The organism is Myroides sp. NP-2, assembly GCF_014145665.1.
In the GTDB taxonomy this organism is placed as follows: domain Bacteria; phylum Bacteroidota; class Bacteroidia; order Flavobacteriales; family Flavobacteriaceae; genus Flavobacterium.
Map to the genome: position 1 here is coordinate 1 of NZ_JACHTD010000003.1, position 19,243 is coordinate 19,243.

A 19,243-nucleotide genomic window follows, 5' to 3' on the forward strand; every position below is an offset into this window, starting at 1 on the left:
TCTCTTCTGATTTTTCTCTTCTGATTTTTCTCTTCTGATTTTTCTCTTCTGATTTTTCTCTTCTGATTTTTCTCTTCTGATTTTTCTCTTCTGATTTTTCTCTTCTGATTTTTCTCTTCTGATTTTTCTCTTCTGATTTTTTTAACTGAGTTGCTGTTTTGATCTATTATTTGATAAACCTATATTTCATTCCATCAACTTCATTACCTTCTCTTGTCCTTTCAGTGCTCATTTTGTGTGTTTGAGTAAAATTGACTTCCATTAGAACTTAAAAAAACAATACTATTGTGCTTATAATTTTTTTTTGAATGAGTTTATTATTAATTTATTTATTTTTAGCCTTAACGGTATCTTTCATTTGTTCCATAGCGGAAGCTGTTTTGCTATCTACTCCACTTTCATTTTTGCATTCCAAAGCAGAGCATCAAGATCCTAAAGCGAAAGCTTTAATACACATGAAAAAAGACATCGACAAACCACTTTCTGCGATTTTGGCTTTAAACACAATTGCTCATACGGTTGGTGCTGCAGGTGTTGGAGCACAAGCTACGGCTGTTTTTGGCGAGGCTTACTTTGGAGTTATTTCTGCTATTTTAACTTTGTGTATATTAGTACTTACTGAAATTATACCAAAGACCTTAGGGGCGAATTATTACAAGACTTTATACGCACCAACGGCGACGGCCATATCGAGTATGGTTGTTCTTTGTTATCCTTTGGTCTTACTTGCTTCATTCCTAACAAGACGCTTGAGTAAAAAACAGCAAGAGTCGAGTATTAGTCGAGAAGAACTATCTAGCTTAGTAAAAATTGGCGAGCAAGAAGGGATTTTTAATGGCAAAGAGACCAAGATTATACAAAATCTAATCAGGCTTAAAGACGTGGCAGTTTCCACCATACACACCCCCCGAATTATGATGATTCAAGCGGATGAAGACACGAGGTTGCGCGAATTTTTGAGCAAAAAAGAATTGCTTCATTTTTCTCGAATTCCCATTTACAGTGAGCAATCGGAAAACATTGTAGGCTATGTATTGCGCGATACAATTTTTGAACATTTAGCGGCTGACGAATTTGACATTCCTTTAAAAGAGTTTAAACGTAATATTCTTCAATTTAACGAGCGAATGAGTGTTGTTGAAGCTTGGAGTAAACTAACGGAGAAACACGAGCACATTGCTATTATCACCAATGAATACGGGGAAGTTCAAGGTCTTTTGACGCTAGAAGATATTTTAGAAACCCTATTGGGCTTCGAGATTATTGATGAAAAGGACAAGATTGTCGATTTGCGTCAATATGCAGAAGACAGATGGAAAAGTAAACAACGCAAGTACCAATTTATAGAGAATAATCAATCGTAATCGCTTTAGTTTGGTCGTCCTTTGTTTGAGGTATACCTTATGTTGGCATACAGATCCCTATTCCTATTACTTATTGGTGCTTTTGTCAATTAATACAGTAGGAAGCTAACGACCTATATCTATAATAAGATACGATGAGTCTATAGACAAATATATAGCGTCTAATTTTTCAAGTTAAAACAACATCAACCATATCTTGGTGCTGTCCTTATCGAATAGAGTTTACCTTATATTTAAGCCTAAACACAGCCTTGTAACGGCTATTCATTAATCAACCTTGTTTAAATCATTTTCAAAGTTCTAGATAAGCTTTTGTTTTTCTCCGTTAAAAAGTAAACTATTCATATTAAAGTCATTTTGTTCGAATAGTTCCCAAAAAAAACAGACAGTAATATTTTTATTTACCAGTTTTTTTTTGTCAATTAGCATATGACAGAAGGGCAATAAAAGTGAACTAGGTACGCTTTTTGCCTTTACTATAGATATAGAAACAAATAATCACCTAAATTCAGTTAATATGGACGAAAATTTTTCACAAGAAATTAAAGATGTTATTTCCTTTAGTAAGGACGAGGCATTGCGTCTAGGTCATGACTTTATAGGAACGGAGCACTTTTTGTTAGCCTTATTGCGAATTGAGCAGGGTGAAGCATCAACGATTCTGCAAAATTTAGAGGTGGATATCGACTTTTTAAGACATAAAGTTGAGAACTTAACCCCCTATTCCACTACCAAAACAGCTGTAAACGAGAAAGGATCACTATATCTTACAAAACAAGCAGAAAGAGCCTTGCGCTTGACGTATTTAGAAGTAAAAGTATTCAAGAATATTGAGGTTACTTCGGCTCACTTGTTGCTTTGTATTTTAAAGAACAACGAGGATCCCATCACACAGATCTTGAATAAGATGAATGTGGACTATGAAAATGTAAAAAGATACTACGTTGAATTCCTCTCTGACGATCAGAAAGAAGCGAATAGTGAAGACATCTTCCACAGCCCAAAAGCTGAAACTTTTGAAGAATCAGGACAAAATGACAGTTCAGCAAACAAGAAGACTGACACTCAAGGGAATTTACCGAATAAGAAGAGTAAGACTCCTGTATTGGACAATTTTGGTCGAGATTTAACAGAGATGGCAATTGAAGGCAAGCTCGACCCAGTAGTTGGACGAGAGAAAGAGATTGAGCGCGTATCTCAGATTTTGAGTCGTAGAAAGAAGAACAACCCTTTGCTTATTGGTGAGCCTGGTGTTGGTAAATCTGCTATTGCAGAAGGTTTAGCCCTTAAAATTGTACAGAAAAAAGTATCTCGTGTTTTGTTTAACAAACGCGTAGTGACCCTTGATTTAGCGAGTTTAGTGGCGGGGACAAAATACAGAGGACAGTTTGAAGAGCGCATGAAAGCCGTGATGAATGAATTGGAAAAAAATACGGATATCATTCTGTTTATAGACGAGATTCATACCATTGTAGGTGCTGGAGGAGCCACAGGTTCACTTGATGCTTCTAATATGTTCAAACCCGCTTTAGCACGAGGTGAAATTCAGTGTATTGGAGCTACAACCCTTGATGAGTTTAGACAGCACATTGAAAAAGATGGGGCGTTAGAACGCCGTTTCCAAAAAGTATTGGTGGAGCCTACTTCAGTAGACGAAACAATAACGATATTGCACAACATCAAGGACAAATACGAAAGTCATCACAACGTGAGTTATACGGATGAGGCAATTGATGCCTGCGTAAAGTTAACCAACCGCTATATGACGGATCGCTTCTTGCCAGACAAAGCTATTGATGCTTTGGATGAAGTTGGATCACGTGTACACATCACTAACATTCACGTTCCTCAAAATATTCTAAGCTTGGAGCAAGAATTAGAAGAAGTACGCGAGAGTAAAAACGAAATGGTACAAAAGCAGAAGTACGAAGAAGCAGCTAACCTTAGAGATAAAGAAAAAAACATCGAAAAAGAGTTAGAGATCGCACAAGAAGCTTGGGAAAAAGATGTAAAAAACAATCGCATTGTCATTACTGAAGACGATGTTGCGGATGTGGTATCGATGATGACGGGTATACCAGTGAATCGAATTGCCGAAAAGGAAATCAATAAACTAGCCAATCTTCCTTCCATTATTAAAGGTAAAGTAATTGGTCAAGATGAAGCAGTCGGAAAAATTGCCAAGGCAATTCAGCGCAATAGAGCGGGATTGAAAGATCCGAACAAGCCGATTGGATCGTTTATTTTCTTGGGACAAACGGGAGTTGGTAAGACACAGCTAGCCAAAGTAATTGCCAAGGAGCTCTTTGATTCAGAAGATGCGTTAATTCGTATTGACATGAGTGAGTACATGGAGAAATTTGCGCTTTCTCGTTTAATTGGAGCACCTCCAGGATATGTGGGTTATGAAGAAGGAGGGCAATTGACGGAAAAAATCCGCAGAAAGCCCTACAGTGTAATCTTATTTGATGAAATTGAGAAGGCACACCCTGATATTTTCAATATGCTTTTACAAGTACTTGATGACGGACACCTAACCGACAGTTTAGGCCGCAAGGTTGACTTTAGAAACACCATCATTGTGATGACCTCTAATATTGGAGTACGCCAATTGAAAGATTTTGGACAAGGGGTTGGTTTCGGTACACAAGCGCGTAAAGAACAATCGGATCAACACAGTAAGTCAGTGATTGAAACTGCGTTGAAAAAAGCGTTTGCTCCTGAATTCTTGAATCGAATTGACGACATTGTAGTATTTAATTCTTTAGAGAAAGAGCACATTCATTCGATTATCGACATTGAATTGGCCAAATTATTCCAACGCATTGATGATTTAGGATACAAATTAATCCTCACTGACAAGGCGAAGAATTTCATTGCTGACAAAGGCTTTGACAAGCAATATGGGGCTCGTCCATTAAAACGAGCGATTCAAAAATACATTGAAGACCCTATTGCGGAAGAAATTGTAAATTCGAAGTTAACCGTTGGCGATACCATAACCTTGGATGCGCCAAAAGAAGAAAATGGAGAAGTTTTAACGATTAAAATAAAAACAAAAAAACCTGCTAATTAGCAGGTTTTTTCTTTTTATTCCTAGAGGTAGAGGCACTAAAGCTTTCTTGCTTGTTATATAAACGTTATTATTAAATTTTTTATCTTTATTCAATAATACTAATTACTTTAAAGTAGTACTTTCGCATTTGAATAATTAAATATAATGGTAGATAAACTCATTGTAGGTAGTGAAGAATGGTGTTCTTTCTCTACATTAAATATCCCAGCAATTAAAGCCCGTGTTGATTCTGGAGCAAAGACTTCTGCATTACATGCCGTAAACATTAGCGCATTTGAAAAAGACGGAGAGAAATGGGTCAAGTTTGATGTAAATCCGTTGCAAAATAATGGCAAGACCATTATACATTGCGAAGCCAAAATGGTGGATAAAAGAATTGTCAAGAGTTCTAGTGGATCTAGAGAGTCTCGCTATGTAATCAAAACCACCCTTGTATTGGGTGAAGCTTCTTGGGATATTGAATTAACCCTTACCAATCGAGATTCCATGGGATATCGCATGCTATTGGGAAGAGAAGCGATGGGCGGTCGTATTTTAGTAGATCCTGAAAAGCACTTTTTACTTGGTCAACCGACAGTAGAAAAATTAGACGAATATTACAACAAGCCCAAAGAAGCTAAAAACGGCTTGCGCATTGGGTTATTAGCGAGTAATCCTGACTTATACAGCAATCAACGCATCATTGAAGCGGGAGAATTGAGAGGACATGAAATGCACTTCTTAAATCTGAAATACTGCTATATGAAATTGGATGCGAATCAACCTGAAATTCACTATAGAGGTGGACGCGTATTAAATGATTTTGACGCTGTAATACCTCGTATACGCCCGAGTATGACGTATTATGGATGCGCCTTAACCCGTCATTTTGAATCTTTAAAAGTATATAGTTTAAACAGTGCAGCAGCTATTGCTCAGTCACGTGACAAACTGTTTTCCCTTCAGCTGTTATTAAATCACGGGATTGACATTCCGACTACGGGATTTGCCAATTCTCCTTTGGACACGAACGACTTGATAAAGATGGTTGGTGGTAGTCCGCTTATTGTCAAATTATTAGAAGGAACACAGGGAAAAGGGGTCGTATTAGCAGAAACTAAAAAAGCCGCTGAGAGTGTTATTAATGCATTTAAGAGTTTAAATGCCAACATCTTAGTTCAGGAATTCATCAAAGAGGCTAACGGAAAAGACATTCGCTGTTTTGTGGTGGATGGCAAAGTAGTTGCGGCGATACAACGCGAGGCTGTTCCTGGCGAATTTAGAGCGAATATTCACTTGGGTGGTACCGCATCGATCATCAAGGTAACGCCTGAAGAAAAACGCATTGCAATACGCGCTGCTAAAGCAATGAATTTAAAAGTAGCAGGGGTAGATATTATCCGCTCAGCTAAAGGTCCTTTGTTGTTAGAAGTAAACTCCTCTCCTGGTTTAGAGGGAATCGAAGGAGCGACAAATAAAGACATTGCCTCTGAAATGATTAAAGCAATTGAAAAACAAGTTAAATGGTAAAGAAATAGCGCCCTGCTATTTCTTTTCCTTCATCATCTAAATTTTCTTGTATTTATGAACCCATCAACGTCTGGCTGGATAAAAAAATACTTCGCAGAACAGGATAAGTATGCGATATTTCAAGCGACTACACCTACTGAATTAGCTCATGAAATTAGGGCGATTGGTTTTAGTTTCGGCAAAATAAACAGCCGTGCACTTCCAGAGATCTACACGACTTTTAACTATACCCAAGAGGAATTAGCGAAAATTTGTTTTTTACAACTGTTGGAGAAAATTTACTTTTTCCAATACCCTACTCATACAACAGACGAATTTGTAGGCTGTTTACTCGACTTTTACCAGCTTTTTGTCCCGCATAAAACCAATTTCTTTACGAGTTTATTTGAAGATAAGCACACCTATGCCCGATTGGAACACTTGTTTGCCATTAAGTGGAAAGAGAGTTTCTTTTCTCAATCAAAAAGCAACAATATTGTGCTTAATTTATTGGTGTTGTCTATCTATTTCTTGACGTTTGAAACACATTTAGCAGGAAAGATACACCCGAATTTATATCATGTATATATTGAAGATCTCATTCAAGAAATTTTAAATCACACTCAACACCAGACGGCGGACCTTCATTTGGTGGACGGATCCAATGACTTTGCTACGGAGGAAATTATGGAGGTACAGTCCTCCTATTTAGAGTCGAGCTTACTGTTGGATATTGTAATGTGTAGTTCGTGGAATAACGAGACTAAATCGCTTCATTTGCCCGATTTTTCGGTTGCTCCTTTTGAGCGTTTATCCTTTTCCCCTGAGCAAATCGAGGATAGCAGCAGCTGTTTTATGCTTTTTGTACAGCAAAACGACTACAACTACCACTATTTGAAATCGACGAATTTGTTCAACAATATGATCAACAATTCGACGAATTACGTGGAATTTTTAGTGGGAAGAAACAAAGGGCGTATTCTAAAAGAACTTCAGAAAAACAAACAGTTGATGCAGTTATTAATGGACTCTACGCATCGTAGTTTAGATAGTCAAGAAAAGAAATTGATCAAAAAGCAAACCTTAGAGGTTATCAAAACAATTCCTTCTCTTGCTATATTTATGTTACCCGGAGGTACTATTTTATTACCAATAATTTTAAAATTTATTCCTTCTCTCCTACCTTCTTCCTTTAACGAGAATTTGGATGAGGATTAGATTTTTCTAAAGCGCAGTTGATAGACTTCGTCAAGGTCTTGATTACTTGTCACATTCACCTCTAGATCAGTAACATAACCCGAATTCAATCCATATACCCATCCGTGTATACTCAGGTCTTGATTACGTGCCCAAGCGCCTTGAACAATAGATGTTTTAGCTAAGTCGTACACTTGTTCTTGCACATTGAGTTCGACAAAGCGATTGAAACGCGCAGTGGTATCGTCAATGCTGTCTAATTCGACGTTGTGCAAGCGGTACACGGTTTTAATGTGTCGGATCCAGTTGTCAATCAATCCGTAGGATTCATTTTTCATAGCGGCTTCCACTCCACCACATCCGTAGTGTCCGCAGACGATTATATTGGTTACTTTTAGGATATTTACGGCGTAATCTAATACGCTTAGCATATTCATATCCGAGTGAATCACCATATTGGCGATATTTCGGTGTACGAATACATCGCCTGGTTCTGCGCCGATAATCTCATTAGCTGGTACGCGGCTATCCGAACACCCAATCCATAAAACAGGCGGGGTTTGCTTGTGGCATAAACGCTTGAAATACTCAGGATTAATGGCTAGTTTTTCTTCTACCCAAGCTTTGTTATTTTCTAATATCTTTTTATAAAATTCGTTGTGTTTCAACCCTATAGTTTTTATTCAACAAACATTTCTTTTACGAAATCTACTTCTCCTGTCTCCACTTTGTAAAAAGCACCTACGATACCAATTTCTCCTTTTTCATACATTTCACAAAGAACTGTACTTTTGGTTAAAATGTGGTTGATGGTGTATTCGACATTGTAAAACGCGACCATATCTACCCCTTCTTTTGATTTGATATCTAAGTCAGGATAGTATTTTTTCACGTGTTCAACAGCTGGATCCACTTTGGCTAACAAATTGCTTAGGTGACCTAATTTAACGTCTTTACACGCACCTGTAATGGCACCACAATGTGAATGTCCCAAAACCATAATCAATTTAGAGCCTGCGAGCTTACAAGCAAATTCCATCGAACCGATGATATCTTCATTCAACACATTTCCTGCGATTCGCGTGCTAAACACATCCCCTAATCCTTGATCAAAGATCAATTCTGCCGAAGTTCTGCTGTCAATACAGCTCAAAATAATTGCAAAAGGGAATTGGCTTTCTTTCGTTTCGTTTACTTGTTCTAGTAAATTCGCATGTGATTTTAGGTTTTCTACAAAGCGCTTGTTTCCTTCCTTTAAAAAAGACAGCGCCATTTGCGGAGTCATTGACTTTTGATCGTCTATATTATGTAGTCTCATTTTTACGCGATTAATACGATAATAATTTCGAAACAAATGTAACCAAAAATGGCTTTTAAAATATAAATAAAGCAATATTCCTCTATATTTTTATCGATTTAAAAAAAACATAACACTTTTTAAGTAATTAATACGCGAGTATGTTTCATATCTGATTGGTATAAAGGTATATTTCCTCTGGAATAGTAGAAATCACATAATCGTTAAGGAGAATATAAAAAAGGATAAAATTTGTTCAGATTAAAAAATAGTTGATACATTTGCAAAGAATTTCATAGGAGGAAAAATTTGAACTGATTGCAACCTCGGTAAAAAATGCTAAAGCAGAATATATTGTATCTTCACTTTAGCCATTTCCTCTTTTTTAAACATTTTAAAAAACATACAATATGGCTTATTACTTCACATCGGAATCTGTAAGTGAAGGACATCCTGATAAAATTGCAGATCAAATTTCAGATGCTTTAATTGACAATTTCTTGGCTTTTGATTTAGAATCGAAAGTAGCATGTGAGACATTAGTAACTACAGGGCAGGTAATTCTTGCTGGAGAGGTAAAATCAAAAACGTATTTAGACGTACAACAGATTGCTCGTGATGTCATCAACAAGATTGGTTACACGAAGAGTGAGTATATGTTCGACGGCAATTCGTGTGGTATTTTATCTGCTATACACGAACAATCGGCAGAGATCAGTCAAGGAGTTGAACGCGCGAGCAAGGAAGACCAAGGCGCAGGAGACCAAGGGATGATGTTTGGTTATGCTACGACAGAAACGGAGGATTATATGCCTTTAGCGTTGGATTTATCGCATAAATTACTACAAGAATTAGCGGTTATCCGCAGAGAAAATAAAGAAGTAACCTATTTGCGTCCAGATGCAAAGAGTCAGGTTACCTTAGAATACAACGACGACAACAAGCCTGTGCGCATTGTAACAATTGTATTATCGACACAACACGATGATTTCATTCCAGCAGAAAACGCGACTGCGGAGGCGAAAGCGAAAGCAGAGGCTGCCATGCAAGCGCAAATCAAGAAAGATATCATTGAGGTATTAATTCCTCGTGTATTGTTGAAATACCCTCAATACAACTACCTATTTGAATCCAAAGAGGAGATTGAATTTTTAATCAACCCTACGGGAGTGTTCATCATTGGAGGGCCTCACGGAGATACAGGATTAACAGGAAGAAAGATCATCGTGGATACATATGGTGGAAAAGGCGCGCATGGTGGAGGTGCTTTTTCTGGAAAAGATCCTAGTAAAGTGGACCGAAGTGCAGCATATGCCACACGTCACATTGCTAAAAACCTTGTTGCTGCTGGTGTAGCTGAAGAGGTGTTAGTTCAAGTATCCTATGCGATTGGAATTGCTAAACCTACGGGAATTTACGTAAACACATACGGAACGTCAAAAGTAAACCTATCAGATGGTGAGATTGCGAAAAAAGTAAATGAATTATTCGATTTACGTCCGTACTTCATTGAAACGAGTTTAAAGTTGAGAAATCCAATTTACAGCGAAACAGCTGCTTATGGACATATGGGGCGCAAACCGCAGGTAGTAACCAAAACGTTCACACGACCTGGTGGAGAGACAAAACAAGTAGAAGTTGAGTTGTTCACATGGGAAAAATTAGACCGTGTAGCTGACATTCAACAAGCTTTTAATCTATAGTTTCCAATTGGAATACACAAACAAAAAGACGCTTAACCACCACAGGTTAAGCGTCTTTTTTGTGGGAGTTCTTGTACTACTTCAATATTAGAGCAATCAACAGCTCTCCCTCTATCTGAAAAGCATTGTAGAACAAGGGCTACTTAACAAGCAGTACAACAAAAAAAGGAATGATCGTACTGATCATTCCTTTTTGTATATGAAGTTGCCAAGTAGTTGAGATAGTATTTATATCGAGTACTAATCTTCTCTATCACTTAGCGAATGTAGTCTTTTAATTACATTACTGCAGCAACGATATAATAGACAATCATTGCAATAATAGCGGAAACTGGGATAGTTAGAATCCACGCCCACAACAAGTTTATCGTTACTCCCCAACGAACTGCAGATACACGTTTGGTAACCCCTACCCCTATGATTGAACCCGTAATGGTATGGGTGGTAGAAACGGGAATTCCCAAGTGTTCTGTTACGTATAAGGCTACGGCTCCAGCTGTTTCAGCGGCTACTCCTTCCAATGGCGTTACCTTTGTGATCTTACTACCCATGGTTTTTACGATCTTCCATCCTCCTGATAAAGTACCTAAACCTATGAATAAGAAGGAAGCTAAAGGCACCCACCACCAGTGCTCTACGAATACTTTAAACGTATCTACATCTCCCATATAAGCAGGATCCATATCTATGTTTATGTGGTAAAAGATTACAGCGGCTCCAATAATACCCATTACTTTTTGTGCGTCATTTCCTCCATGTCCCAAAGAGAACAAGGCAGAAGAAACTAATTGCAAGCGCTTAAACCACTTTTCACATTTATAGTGGTTTTGATTTCTGCAAATCCACATAATAGCAACAGTGATAAAATAGGCTAATATTAACCCCAGTAAAGGAGCTCCGAAGATAAATAAGAAGATTGGAATCACTTTGGAGTAAACCACAACATCTACCCCTTCAATAGAGAAACCACCTGCATGAGCAACGGCTGCACCAATAAAACCACCAATTAAGGTATGGGAAGAAGAAGACGGAATACCTAATTTCCAAGTAGCTAAGTTCCAAATAATTGCAGCAATCAAACCTGCAAAAATAACTTCTAAGGTAATAAAATTTTCATTAACTGATTTAGCGATGGTATTACCAATTTTAAACTCCCCAATAATATAAAGGGAGATAAAATATGCAACAAAGTTAAAAGCTGCTGCCCAAAGTACCGCTTGGAAAGGGGTTAAAACACGAGTCGTTACAATGGTAGCGATCGAGTTTGCAGCATCGTGAAAACCATTGATATAATCAAATCCTAGGGCTAATACGATAATAACGATTAGCATAATCCCACTTTGATTACTCAATATTTCTGTAAAAAATTCCATATACTTGCGCTAGATCATTAAGAGTATTTAACGATAACAGTTTCAAGTACATTAGCCACATCTCTACAACTATCTGTAGCCGTTTCTAACGCCACCATTACCTCTTTGTATTTTATAATTTCGATGGCGTTATTTTCATTTTCGAAAATATCGGCAACGGCCTTATCAAAAACTTTATCTGCTTTTCTTTCTAAGCGAGAAATATTTTTACATACAGTCGCTAACTCTTCTAGCTTTTTTAAATCTTTCAAGTGCAAAAGTCCCTTGTGTACTTCGCTACAAGCTTCTAGGTTTGCTTCAGTCAGTTTGCGCAAAGGTTTTGTGATTTTATCAATTTGATACAATCTCATACGAGAAGCAGCATCAGATAAATGGTCAGCTACATCGTCAACTGCTGTAATCAAATTGTGGATATCTTCTCTGTCAAAAGGCGTGATAAAGTTTTTTCCTAATTCGATTCTCGTTTTCTGTGCAATTGCTTCAATCTCCACCTTAATTACCTCAACATCTTTAAGTAATTTCTCTCTTTCTTTTGCTGGAGTATGCACAGCTTCGTTCAGCGTTTCTGATAGTTTTTTAAGCTTTACAGCTGCTTGTTCAAATAAAGGATAAAACGTCTTGTCCTTTGGAACTAAAAATTGAAAAATGTTATTCAATGACATTATATAGAATATATGTTATAAACAGGGACAAAATTACGCAATAATATCAACCTAATGTTTCCTTAACGTTAATTTTTATCTCAAAAGCAGGTTTCTTCTGATTTTATGGCAACAAAAAAAACTTACCCATTAGTAATCAGACACTTAATAATTTAATGATAAATTAATCTTTTGCGACTTTCTTAACCATAAAACAACCTAAAGATAACATTATTAAAATAAAACAGTTCATCGGTAAAGCTGTCAAGTAAGTACTATTCAACTTATTACTCTTGTTCTTCTTGATTTGGAATAACCCAAAGGGCTATTTTTCTCATGTGAGATATCAATAGATAGCCTAGTACTATATTAAATAGAGTAACAAACCAAAAATTGCCTGTTTGTACGTATTCATAGGGGTTATTTACTGATTTGGCTTTAAACCAAAACAGGGCATTGCTAACTAAAGAGGGAAGATTATCAACAATAAGTCTCAATCCAACAAAAAACACACCTAGTTGCGTCAAGCCAATCATCGTTAGCGATTTAGAAGGAATAGTGAGATTGGAGAAGCCTTTTTCTACTCGAAAAAAATCGACAATATGCCCCGCATAGACAAATAGCAAGACCAAACCAACTAGGAGTAGCAGGATATGGACTAGCTCCATTGCATTGGTTCCCATTACATCTTCCTTCATCCCGATTTGATAGAGAACCAAAGGGAGATTTAACACTAGAACATCGATCAATAATCCACCAGCCACTAACTTAACAACTAGGACAAACAAATCTCTTACTCTCATATTTTTTATTTTATAGCAACGAACTAATTTAACAAAATCATCGCAATTTCTATGGTTGCATTCCGCTGTTGAGTTACTTTCTATTCGAATACCATATAAATTTACGCATTCTTGAATATTACTGCTAGAGTAAGCCCTAATAATTTTTATTTTGTACTTTAGCGAAAACTAATAATATTATACACAACCTAGATAACTATGGATATTAACTTCAATAAAAACGAAGATCACAACAAGTTATTACTTTCTGATTTAAAACGAAAACTAGCAAAAGTTAAACTTGGTGGAGGTGAAAAGCGAATTGAAAAATTACACCAACAAGGAAAAATGACAGCCAGAGAACGCATTGATTATCTATTAGATCCAAAGACTAATAGTATAGAGATTGGTGCATTTGCGGGAGAAGACATGTATGAGGAGCACGGAGGATGTCCTTCAGCTGGTGTAGTGGTCAAGATAGGTTATATTAAAGGTAAGCAGTGTATTGTGGTAGCGAATGATGCAACAGTAAAAGCTGGAGCTTGGTTTCCTATTACAGGAAAGAAAAACCTACGTGCCCAAGAGATTGCCATTGAAAACAAGCTTCCTATTATTTATTTAGTAGACAGTGCTGGGGTTTATTTGCCCTTACAAGATGAGATTTTCCCTGACAAAGAGCACTTTGGACGAATTTTCAGAAACAACGCGATTATGAGTAGCATGGGGATCACCCAAATAGCTGCTGTAATGGGTAGTTGTGTAGCTGGTGGTGCTTATTTGCCAATTATGAGTGATGAAGCTTTAATCGTGGATAAAACGGGGAGTATTTTCTTAGCGGGAAGTTACCTTGTAAAAGCGGCGATTGGTGAGAGTATCGACAATGAAACACTGGGAGGAGCAACTACACATTGTGAAATTTCAGGAGTTACAGACTACAAAGCAAAAGACGATAAAGACGCTTTAGATACCATCAAAAACATTGTAGATAAGATTGGTGATTTTGACAAAGCGGGTTACAATAGAATTGCAGCTAAAAAACCAGCAGCTGATCCGAATGAGATTTACGGTATATTACCCAAATCACGTGCTGAACAATACGATATGATGGAAATCATCAAGCGTTTGGTTGATAATTCTGACTTTGAGGAGTACAAAGCGGGATATGGTCAATCCCTAATTACGGGTTATGCTCGTATTGATGGATGGGCTGTAGGTATTGTTGCCAATCAGCGCAAAGTGGTAAAAACTAAAAAAGGAGAAATGCAATTTGGCGGGGTAATTTACTCTGATTCTGCAGATAAGGCTACTCGTTTTATTGCAAATTGCAACCAAAAGAAGATTCCATTAGTCTTCTTACAAGACGTAACAGGCTTCATGGTAGGATCGAAATCAGAACATGGAGGGATCATCAAAGATGGTGCTAAAATGGTGAATGCGGTTTCAAACTCAGTGGTACCTAAGTTTACGGTAGTTGTTGGAAACTCGTATGGAGCAGGAAACTATGCGATGTGTGGAAAAGCATATGATCCACGTTTAATTTTCGCATGGCCAAGTGCAGAACTTGCCGTTATGGGTGGTGCACAAGCAGCGAAAGTATTGTTGCAAATTGAGGCTTCTTCGCTTAAAGCCAAAGGGCAAGAGTTATCTGCTGAAGAAGAACAAAAACTATACGATACAATTAAAGCAAAATACGACAAGCAAGTGTCACCTTATTACGCTGCTGCTCGTATTTGGACTGATGCTATCATTGATCCGTTAGACACGAGAAAATGGATTTCTATGGGAATCGAAGCAGCGAACCACGCACCTATCGAAAAACAATTTAACCTAGGGGTTATTCAAGTATAAATACAAAAAACGGCAATTTTAAAATTGCCGTTTTTTTTTACGATTTACAGTTTATGATTTACAGTACACCACTCACTACTCACCACTCACCACTCACCACTCACTACTCACCACTTACCACTCACTCTTCTACAGATATAAAATATAAAGCAGAGAACTTACTGAGATAAACACCCACAACAATACGCCTTCGACAAAAGGTTTAGCACCGACATTTTTCACCGTTCTATACGAAAGGGAAGTTCCTATTAAAAAGAGCGTCAATGTTAGTGCGGCTTTGGATAGTTCTACAATATAAGGTCCTAAAGGTTGAATAAAAGGAATATAAGAATTGGCTAACATCGCTAGAATAAACAATCCTATAAAGTAGGGAATTTTAACCTTTGACCCTTTATTTTTAAACAGTAAGGTTGATAAAAAGGCAATGGGAATCACCCACAAGGCACGGGCTAGTTTTACGGTTGTAGCGACTTCAAGGGCTTCATCTCCGTATTTTGCAGCTGCACCTACTACGGAACTAGTATCGTGAATGGCGATGGCTGACCACAACCCAAAGTCGACTTGGCTCAAGCCTAATGCATGACCAATAGGAGGAAAAATAATTAGAGCGACTGAGTTGAGAATAAACACAATGCCCAAAGCGACGGATATTTGTTTTTCATCCGCATCAATAACGGGTGAAACAGCAGCAATAGCACTTCCACCACAAATCGCCGTTCCCGAAGAAATGAGATAGGATATTTTCTTGTCAATTTTCAGCAGTTTTCCGATTCCAAATCCTAAAATTAACGTTAGGAAGATGGAAAAAATGGTCAAGACAAAACCGTCTTTTCCCGCTGCTAAAGCGCTGTAAACGTTCATTCCAAACCCTAAACCTACTACGGCTACTTTCAGCAGTAATCCAGTGGCTTTTTTGGTTTGTTTGCCATATGGATTCTCAAATATTTGTGCGTAAATAATGCCCAAGACCAAAGCAGTTGCCGAAGAAATAAAGGGAAACAAGCTCAGCACGGCTAAGCCAAGGAGTACTATTTTACTTCCGAGTGCCGTATTGCTATTTTGTACTGTCATAGAATATGTATTTTTAACAGTACAAAGGTCAATCATCTACCCAAGCGAGAAAAATACATAATAGTTATCGGTTATAACTTTAGGTTATATGATTTAATAAAGCGAATAAACAGTTCAACCAGGGCACTCTCCTGCCCTTGTCGTTGTACGATACTAAATTTTCGACGAATATCTAGTCCGTTGATATCCACTACAACTAATTCGTTATACTTCAACTCTTTTACAATCGCGTGTATAGAAATAAAGGCGAAACTATCGGAGTGTTTGAGGTACATTTTAATACTTTCGGTACTTGAAAAGTTCATTTCATTGCGCAATTGATTGAGGGAGATTCCCACTTGGTTCAAATTGCTTTCGATCACATCGAGGGTACCTGATCCGGTTTCTCTCAACAAGAAGGAATAGTCTTTGAGTTCTTCAGGATCAATGAGTCCCGTTTTATACTTGGGATTTTCCGCACGGCAAACCAAGACAATTTCATCATCAATAAAGTCGATATACTTGATTTGTGGGTTTTTGGAACAACCTTCAACAATTCCGACATCAATGTTTTTACTCAACAGGAGTTGTTCAATCACGGCGGAGTTTTCAGAGAGGACATCGAGGTGGATATCGTGTACTTTGGTTCTAAATTCGGCCAATAAAGGTGGTAAAACATATTGAGAAACGGTAGTACTCGCTCCTATTCGCAGGTTTCCATCCATTTTTGCATTTAAGGCATGCATATCGAATTCTAAATTGCGGTAGGTAGAAAAGATCTCCTCGGCGTAGTTATAGAGCAACTGTCCCGATTCGGTCAAGCGAATTGTAATTCCATCACGCACAAAGAGTTTGGTTTGATAATGACCTTCAATTTCGCGAATGTGTCTGGAAACGGCGGGTTGTGAAATCAACAGTTCCTTGGCAGCTTTGGTAAAGCTTTCCCTTTTTGCAACGGTATAAAAAACCTTCAACCGAAAATCAAACATCGTTTATCATCTTTATGGGTGTGAACTGATTTATTCTCTTGTAACAAAAATACAGAAAAAAATAGAAAGCAGCTGGGTTTATTCGATTGGTAAATTGGTATAAAATGGACCGTTTACTGTATACTGTTTTAATCCTCTTTTAATCGAATAAATTTCGATAAACTGTTAACTAAATTCACTGTTTCTTTTTTGTAGTCTTCGGCTGTACTTTACCTTTTGAAACACTTCTACCTTTGTCGTTGAACAGTCGAAGCCTTTTTTAATAGTATAACGGTGGTGGGGTGTTTCTTTTTTATCCACTAAACAATCCCCCTTAAAAAAAGTCTTTTCTAATTGTCATACTGAGTGAAACGAAGTAAAAATCCCTTTGATCCGTTTTGGAAGGTTGGGGTGGTGTTTTTAAAAAATATAATTTTTCTCTTTAATCATAATCTAAAGTTATTTCTTCTTCTTTCTTTTTATATTTTGATGTTGAAACTCTTTCGCCATTTTGAAGCCAAAAAATCAATTTTTGTTTACTATCTAAATAAAAAACATTCATCGTACTATCACTGACCTTAACATCACTATTGACATATATTGGGTTTTTGTACACTATATCCTTATCTTCTATTAAGATAAATTTTCCATCCTTTTGATAGATATCAACTGTTTTCTTTCCTCCTTCTCCATAATAAATGATTTCTTTTTTTAGTGTATCCGCTCCTTTATAATAAACTTTTACAACTCCTCCTTCTGAAGACTCATACAAATCACGTTGAATATTCTTCAATTGCATTTTTGAAGCTTCTACCATTGCTTTATACTTTTCTATCTTTTTGACAACATTTAAAGTATCTATTCCATTTTTCTCTATTTGGATTTTTAAGTTTTGTTTTTCACTTAATTTTCCACATCCTATTAGAAATAAGACTACTAAACTTAAAAAAAAACTATATTTCATATATAAATTAAAATTTAATATATCCATTAACTCTACTCCCTGAATTATACTTATTTCTTAACGATTGTATCGAGTTACCAAACATATTCTGAAAATGAGGTTGATCTTTGAATGACTTCCAATCTCCTCCCCATTCAAAACCATGCGATTTTCCCATAGTCGACAAACTATTCCAATCTAAATTATAATCAACTTTACCCTCAGTAATTCCAACTAAATCAAAAGCTAATCCAAAATTATGATTACTATACCCTCCTTTTGCATTAGTAACAATAGATCCTTCCGCTGTTCTTCCTTTTGCATATAAATCATTTTGCTCATCAAAAGTCCTTAATCCTTGAGCAATACGTATCAATGTGTTCTCAGATTCACTATTTGCTTCTTTCATAAAATTAGTGGCTTTCATTCTAATAGCAGGATGAAGATTTTGAATTTTGCTATCAGTCGGTGCATCTCCTGTAACGAACACATCTTCAACTTGTCCTTTATACTCAATTCTATTTGCTCCTGATCCCTCAATCCCTGGCACAATTCCAGGCATTGGGCTTACCTCATAGACTTTTTTATCATCTATCCCATCATTGAACAACCAATTTCCTTGTTTATCATAGTAATCTCCATCAACCACACTCATCCCCGTAGGATCAATCAGATTAATCGGATTATTGTGTACATAATGGTATGGATTCCAGGCAGGGAACTCTTCCGCTAACGGGTCCACACTCATCCACATCTACTTCTTCTTTTTCTCGCGCGAAGTCAACTTTTGTTTTCAAAAACCAACTATTCTTATAAAATTATAGTTTTTTTCAATTGAAAAAGCATATTAAAAACCTACGCCCAACCAATTAGACGAAGAAGACAGACAAACCGTGTTTAAAATCATTGATACCATGCTGACTAAAAAGAAGTTTAAAGACTTCTTTAATAAAAATATCGCAACGCTGTAAAACAAAATATGTTAAAGTTATAAAAAAGCAAAAGTACCGAATTCGGTGCTTTTGCTTTTTAGTGGTTGTATTTATTATTTATAGACGAACAGTAGACTTCTACAAATGAAGAAAGTTTTTCAAGTGGTTAGGAAAAAAACAGTAACGAAATTAATGTTCCAATACCACTCTTAAACCATAAATCGTTAACTAAAACCCAAACACAATCCGCTTGAGGAGATTGGTTATTCTTGTCTAGTTGCACCTATATTAACTATTTATCATTAAATAATTCTTTCAAAGGAGGTGGACCATCTCTTTTAACTTTTTCTACTGCTTCTAGCCAATATTCCCAAAAAGCACTATCAGCAGGTCGATTATGCATCAACCAATATTCACCACCACTTAATATATCAGTTAAATCATTAGATCCTGTCGCTTCCCAATATGATTTAAGCATATACAACATAGCTTCGTATCCTTCTTTTTCAGTAATTAGGTCATTACTGCTAATTATTCCGTTTTTATCTATTTTACCATTATTTATTAAACTCATATTGATT

16 protein-coding genes are annotated in these 19,243 nt (G+C 36.8%); 6 read left to right on the forward strand and 10 right to left on the reverse strand.

The window, feature by feature from the left end; translation table 11 throughout:
• Nucleotides 1-308 precede the first annotated feature (308 nt).
• From H4K35_RS03880 to H4K35_RS03895, 4 genes are all read left to right on the forward strand, one after another.
• Nucleotides 309-1,364, forward strand: coding sequence for a CNNM domain-containing protein (locus H4K35_RS03880; RefSeq protein ID WP_182626082.1), 1,056 nt, complete (start codon nt 309-311; stop codon nt 1,362-1,364).
• Nucleotides 1,365-1,881: 517 nt separating this feature from the next.
• A complete protein-coding gene (locus H4K35_RS03885) occupies nt 1,882-4,440 on the forward strand; it encodes an ATP-dependent Clp protease ATP-binding subunit (RefSeq protein WP_182626083.1) in 2,559 nt (852 codons plus the stop codon).
• A gap of 144 nt (nt 4,441-4,584) precedes the next feature.
• Complete coding sequence (gene rimK, locus H4K35_RS03890) at nt 4,585-5,949, forward strand: 30S ribosomal protein S6--L-glutamate ligase (protein WP_182626084.1); 1,365 nt, start codon at nt 4,585-4,587, stop codon at nt 5,947-5,949.
• A gap of 54 nt (nt 5,950-6,003) precedes the next feature.
• Nucleotides 6,004-7,146 (forward strand): LETM1-related biofilm-associated protein, encoded by a 1,143-nt coding sequence (locus tag H4K35_RS03895; RefSeq protein ID WP_182626085.1) that lies wholly within the window; start codon nt 6,004-6,006, stop codon nt 7,144-7,146.
• Here H4K35_RS03895 and H4K35_RS03900 read toward each other — a convergent pair.
• Both H4K35_RS03900 and H4K35_RS03905 read right to left on the reverse strand, forming a co-directional pair.
• Nucleotides 7,143-7,793, reverse strand: coding sequence for a carbonic anhydrase (locus H4K35_RS03900; protein ID WP_182626086.1), 651 nt, complete (start codon nt 7,791-7,793; stop codon nt 7,143-7,145). The genes H4K35_RS03895 and H4K35_RS03900 overlap by 4 nt on opposite strands.
• Nucleotides 7,794-7,804: 11 nt before the next feature.
• Nucleotides 7,805-8,443, reverse strand: coding sequence for a carbonic anhydrase family protein (locus tag H4K35_RS03905; protein ID WP_182626087.1), 639 nt, complete (start codon nt 8,441-8,443; stop codon nt 7,805-7,807).
• A gap of 389 nt (nt 8,444-8,832) precedes the next feature.
• Here H4K35_RS03905 and metK point away from each other — a divergent pair, with 389 nt between their 5' ends.
• Nucleotides 8,833-10,125, forward strand: a complete 1,293-nt coding sequence (metK, locus tag H4K35_RS03910) for a methionine adenosyltransferase (RefSeq protein ID WP_182626088.1) — start codon at nt 8,833-8,835, stop codon at nt 10,123-10,125.
• A 278-nt stretch (nt 10,126-10,403) separates the two neighbouring features.
• Here the strand turns inward: metK and H4K35_RS03915 are convergent, their stop codons facing one another.
• The 3 genes from H4K35_RS03915 to H4K35_RS03925 form a co-directional block, all read right to left on the reverse strand.
• Entirely contained in the window at nt 10,404-11,498 is a 1,095-nt protein-coding gene (locus tag H4K35_RS03915; protein ID WP_182626089.1) for an inorganic phosphate transporter, read from the reverse strand.
• Between the two features lie 17 nt (nt 11,499-11,515).
• Complete coding sequence (locus tag H4K35_RS03920) at nt 11,516-12,160, reverse strand: DUF47 domain-containing protein (RefSeq protein WP_182626090.1); 645 nt, start codon at nt 12,158-12,160, stop codon at nt 11,516-11,518.
• A 266-nt stretch (nt 12,161-12,426) separates the two neighbouring features.
• A complete protein-coding gene (locus H4K35_RS03925; RefSeq protein WP_182626091.1) occupies nt 12,427-12,942 on the reverse strand; it encodes a hypothetical protein in 516 nt (171 codons plus the stop codon).
• Between the two features lie 198 nt (nt 12,943-13,140).
• On the opposite strand from H4K35_RS03925, the gene H4K35_RS03930 reads away from it, so the two are divergent.
• Entirely contained in the window at nt 13,141-14,769 is a 1,629-nt protein-coding gene (locus tag H4K35_RS03930; RefSeq protein WP_182626092.1) for an acyl-CoA carboxylase subunit beta, read from the forward strand.
• Nucleotides 14,770-14,898: 129 nt separating this feature from the next.
• Here the strand turns inward: H4K35_RS03930 and H4K35_RS03935 are convergent, their stop codons facing one another.
• The 5 genes from H4K35_RS03935 to H4K35_RS03955 form a co-directional block, all read right to left on the reverse strand.
• Complete coding sequence (locus tag H4K35_RS03935) at nt 14,899-15,840, reverse strand: YeiH family protein (protein WP_182626093.1); 942 nt, start codon at nt 15,838-15,840, stop codon at nt 14,899-14,901.
• 71 nt (nt 15,841-15,911) lie between these two features.
• A complete protein-coding gene (locus H4K35_RS03940; protein WP_182626094.1) occupies nt 15,912-16,808 on the reverse strand; it encodes a LysR family transcriptional regulator in 897 nt (298 codons plus the stop codon).
• 421 nt (nt 16,809-17,229) lie between these two features.
• Nucleotides 17,230-17,751 carry a hypothetical protein gene (locus H4K35_RS03945; protein WP_182626095.1) on the reverse strand — a complete coding sequence of 174 codons (522 nt, stop codon included), beginning with the start codon at nt 17,749-17,751 and terminating at the stop codon, nt 17,230-17,232.
• A 7-nt stretch (nt 17,752-17,758) separates the two neighbouring features.
• Nucleotides 17,759-18,478, reverse strand: a complete 720-nt coding sequence (locus H4K35_RS03950) for a M15 family metallopeptidase (RefSeq protein ID WP_220497647.1) — start codon at nt 18,476-18,478, stop codon at nt 17,759-17,761.
• Between the two features lie 476 nt (nt 18,479-18,954).
• Nucleotides 18,955-19,236: a hypothetical protein gene (locus H4K35_RS03955; RefSeq protein ID WP_182626096.1), complete on the reverse strand. Its 282-nt coding sequence runs from the start codon at nt 19,234-19,236 to the stop codon at nt 18,955-18,957.
• Nucleotides 19,237-19,243: the final 7 nt, after the last annotated feature.

Bases quoted from the DNA above. Each gene is read 5' to 3' on its own strand.
- metK (WP_182626088.1), top strand. From the start codon at position 8,833: ATGGCTTATTACTTCACATCGGAATCTGTAAGTGAAGGACATCCTGAT.
- H4K35_RS03935 (WP_182626093.1), bottom strand. From the start codon at position 15,840: ATGACAGTACAAAATAGCAATACGGCACTCGGAAGTAAAATAGTACTC.
- H4K35_RS03955 (WP_182626096.1), bottom strand. From the start codon at position 19,236: ATGAGTTTAATAAATAATGGTAAAATAGATAAAAACGGAATAATTAGC.
- H4K35_RS03895 (WP_182626085.1), top strand. From the start codon at position 6,004: ATGAACCCATCAACGTCTGGCTGGATAAAAAAATACTTCGCAGAACAG.
- H4K35_RS03880 (WP_182626082.1), top strand. From the start codon at position 309: ATGAGTTTATTATTAATTTATTTATTTTTAGCCTTAACGGTATCTTTC.
- H4K35_RS03950 (WP_220497647.1), bottom strand. From the start codon at position 18,478: ATGAGTGTGGACCCGTTAGCGGAAGAGTTCCCTGCCTGGAATCCATAC.
- H4K35_RS03885 (WP_182626083.1), top strand. From the start codon at position 1,882: ATGGACGAAAATTTTTCACAAGAAATTAAAGATGTTATTTCCTTTAGT.
- H4K35_RS03940 (WP_182626094.1), bottom strand. From the start codon at position 16,808: ATGTTTGATTTTCGGTTGAAGGTTTTTTATACCGTTGCAAAAAGGGAA.
- rimK (WP_182626084.1), top strand. From the start codon at position 4,585: ATGGTAGATAAACTCATTGTAGGTAGTGAAGAATGGTGTTCTTTCTCT.
- H4K35_RS03930 (WP_182626092.1), top strand. From the start codon at position 13,141: ATGGATATTAACTTCAATAAAAACGAAGATCACAACAAGTTATTACTT.
- H4K35_RS03915 (WP_182626089.1), bottom strand. From the start codon at position 11,498: ATGGAATTTTTTACAGAAATATTGAGTAATCAAAGTGGGATTATGCTA.
- H4K35_RS03945 (WP_182626095.1), bottom strand. From the start codon at position 17,751: ATGAAATATAGTTTTTTTTTAAGTTTAGTAGTCTTATTTCTAATAGGA.
- H4K35_RS03920 (WP_182626090.1), bottom strand. From the start codon at position 12,160: ATGTCATTGAATAACATTTTTCAATTTTTAGTTCCAAAGGACAAGACG.
- H4K35_RS03925 (WP_182626091.1), bottom strand. From the start codon at position 12,942: ATGAGAGTAAGAGATTTGTTTGTCCTAGTTGTTAAGTTAGTGGCTGGT.
- H4K35_RS03905 (WP_182626087.1), bottom strand. From the start codon at position 8,443: ATGAGACTACATAATATAGACGATCAAAAGTCAATGACTCCGCAAATG.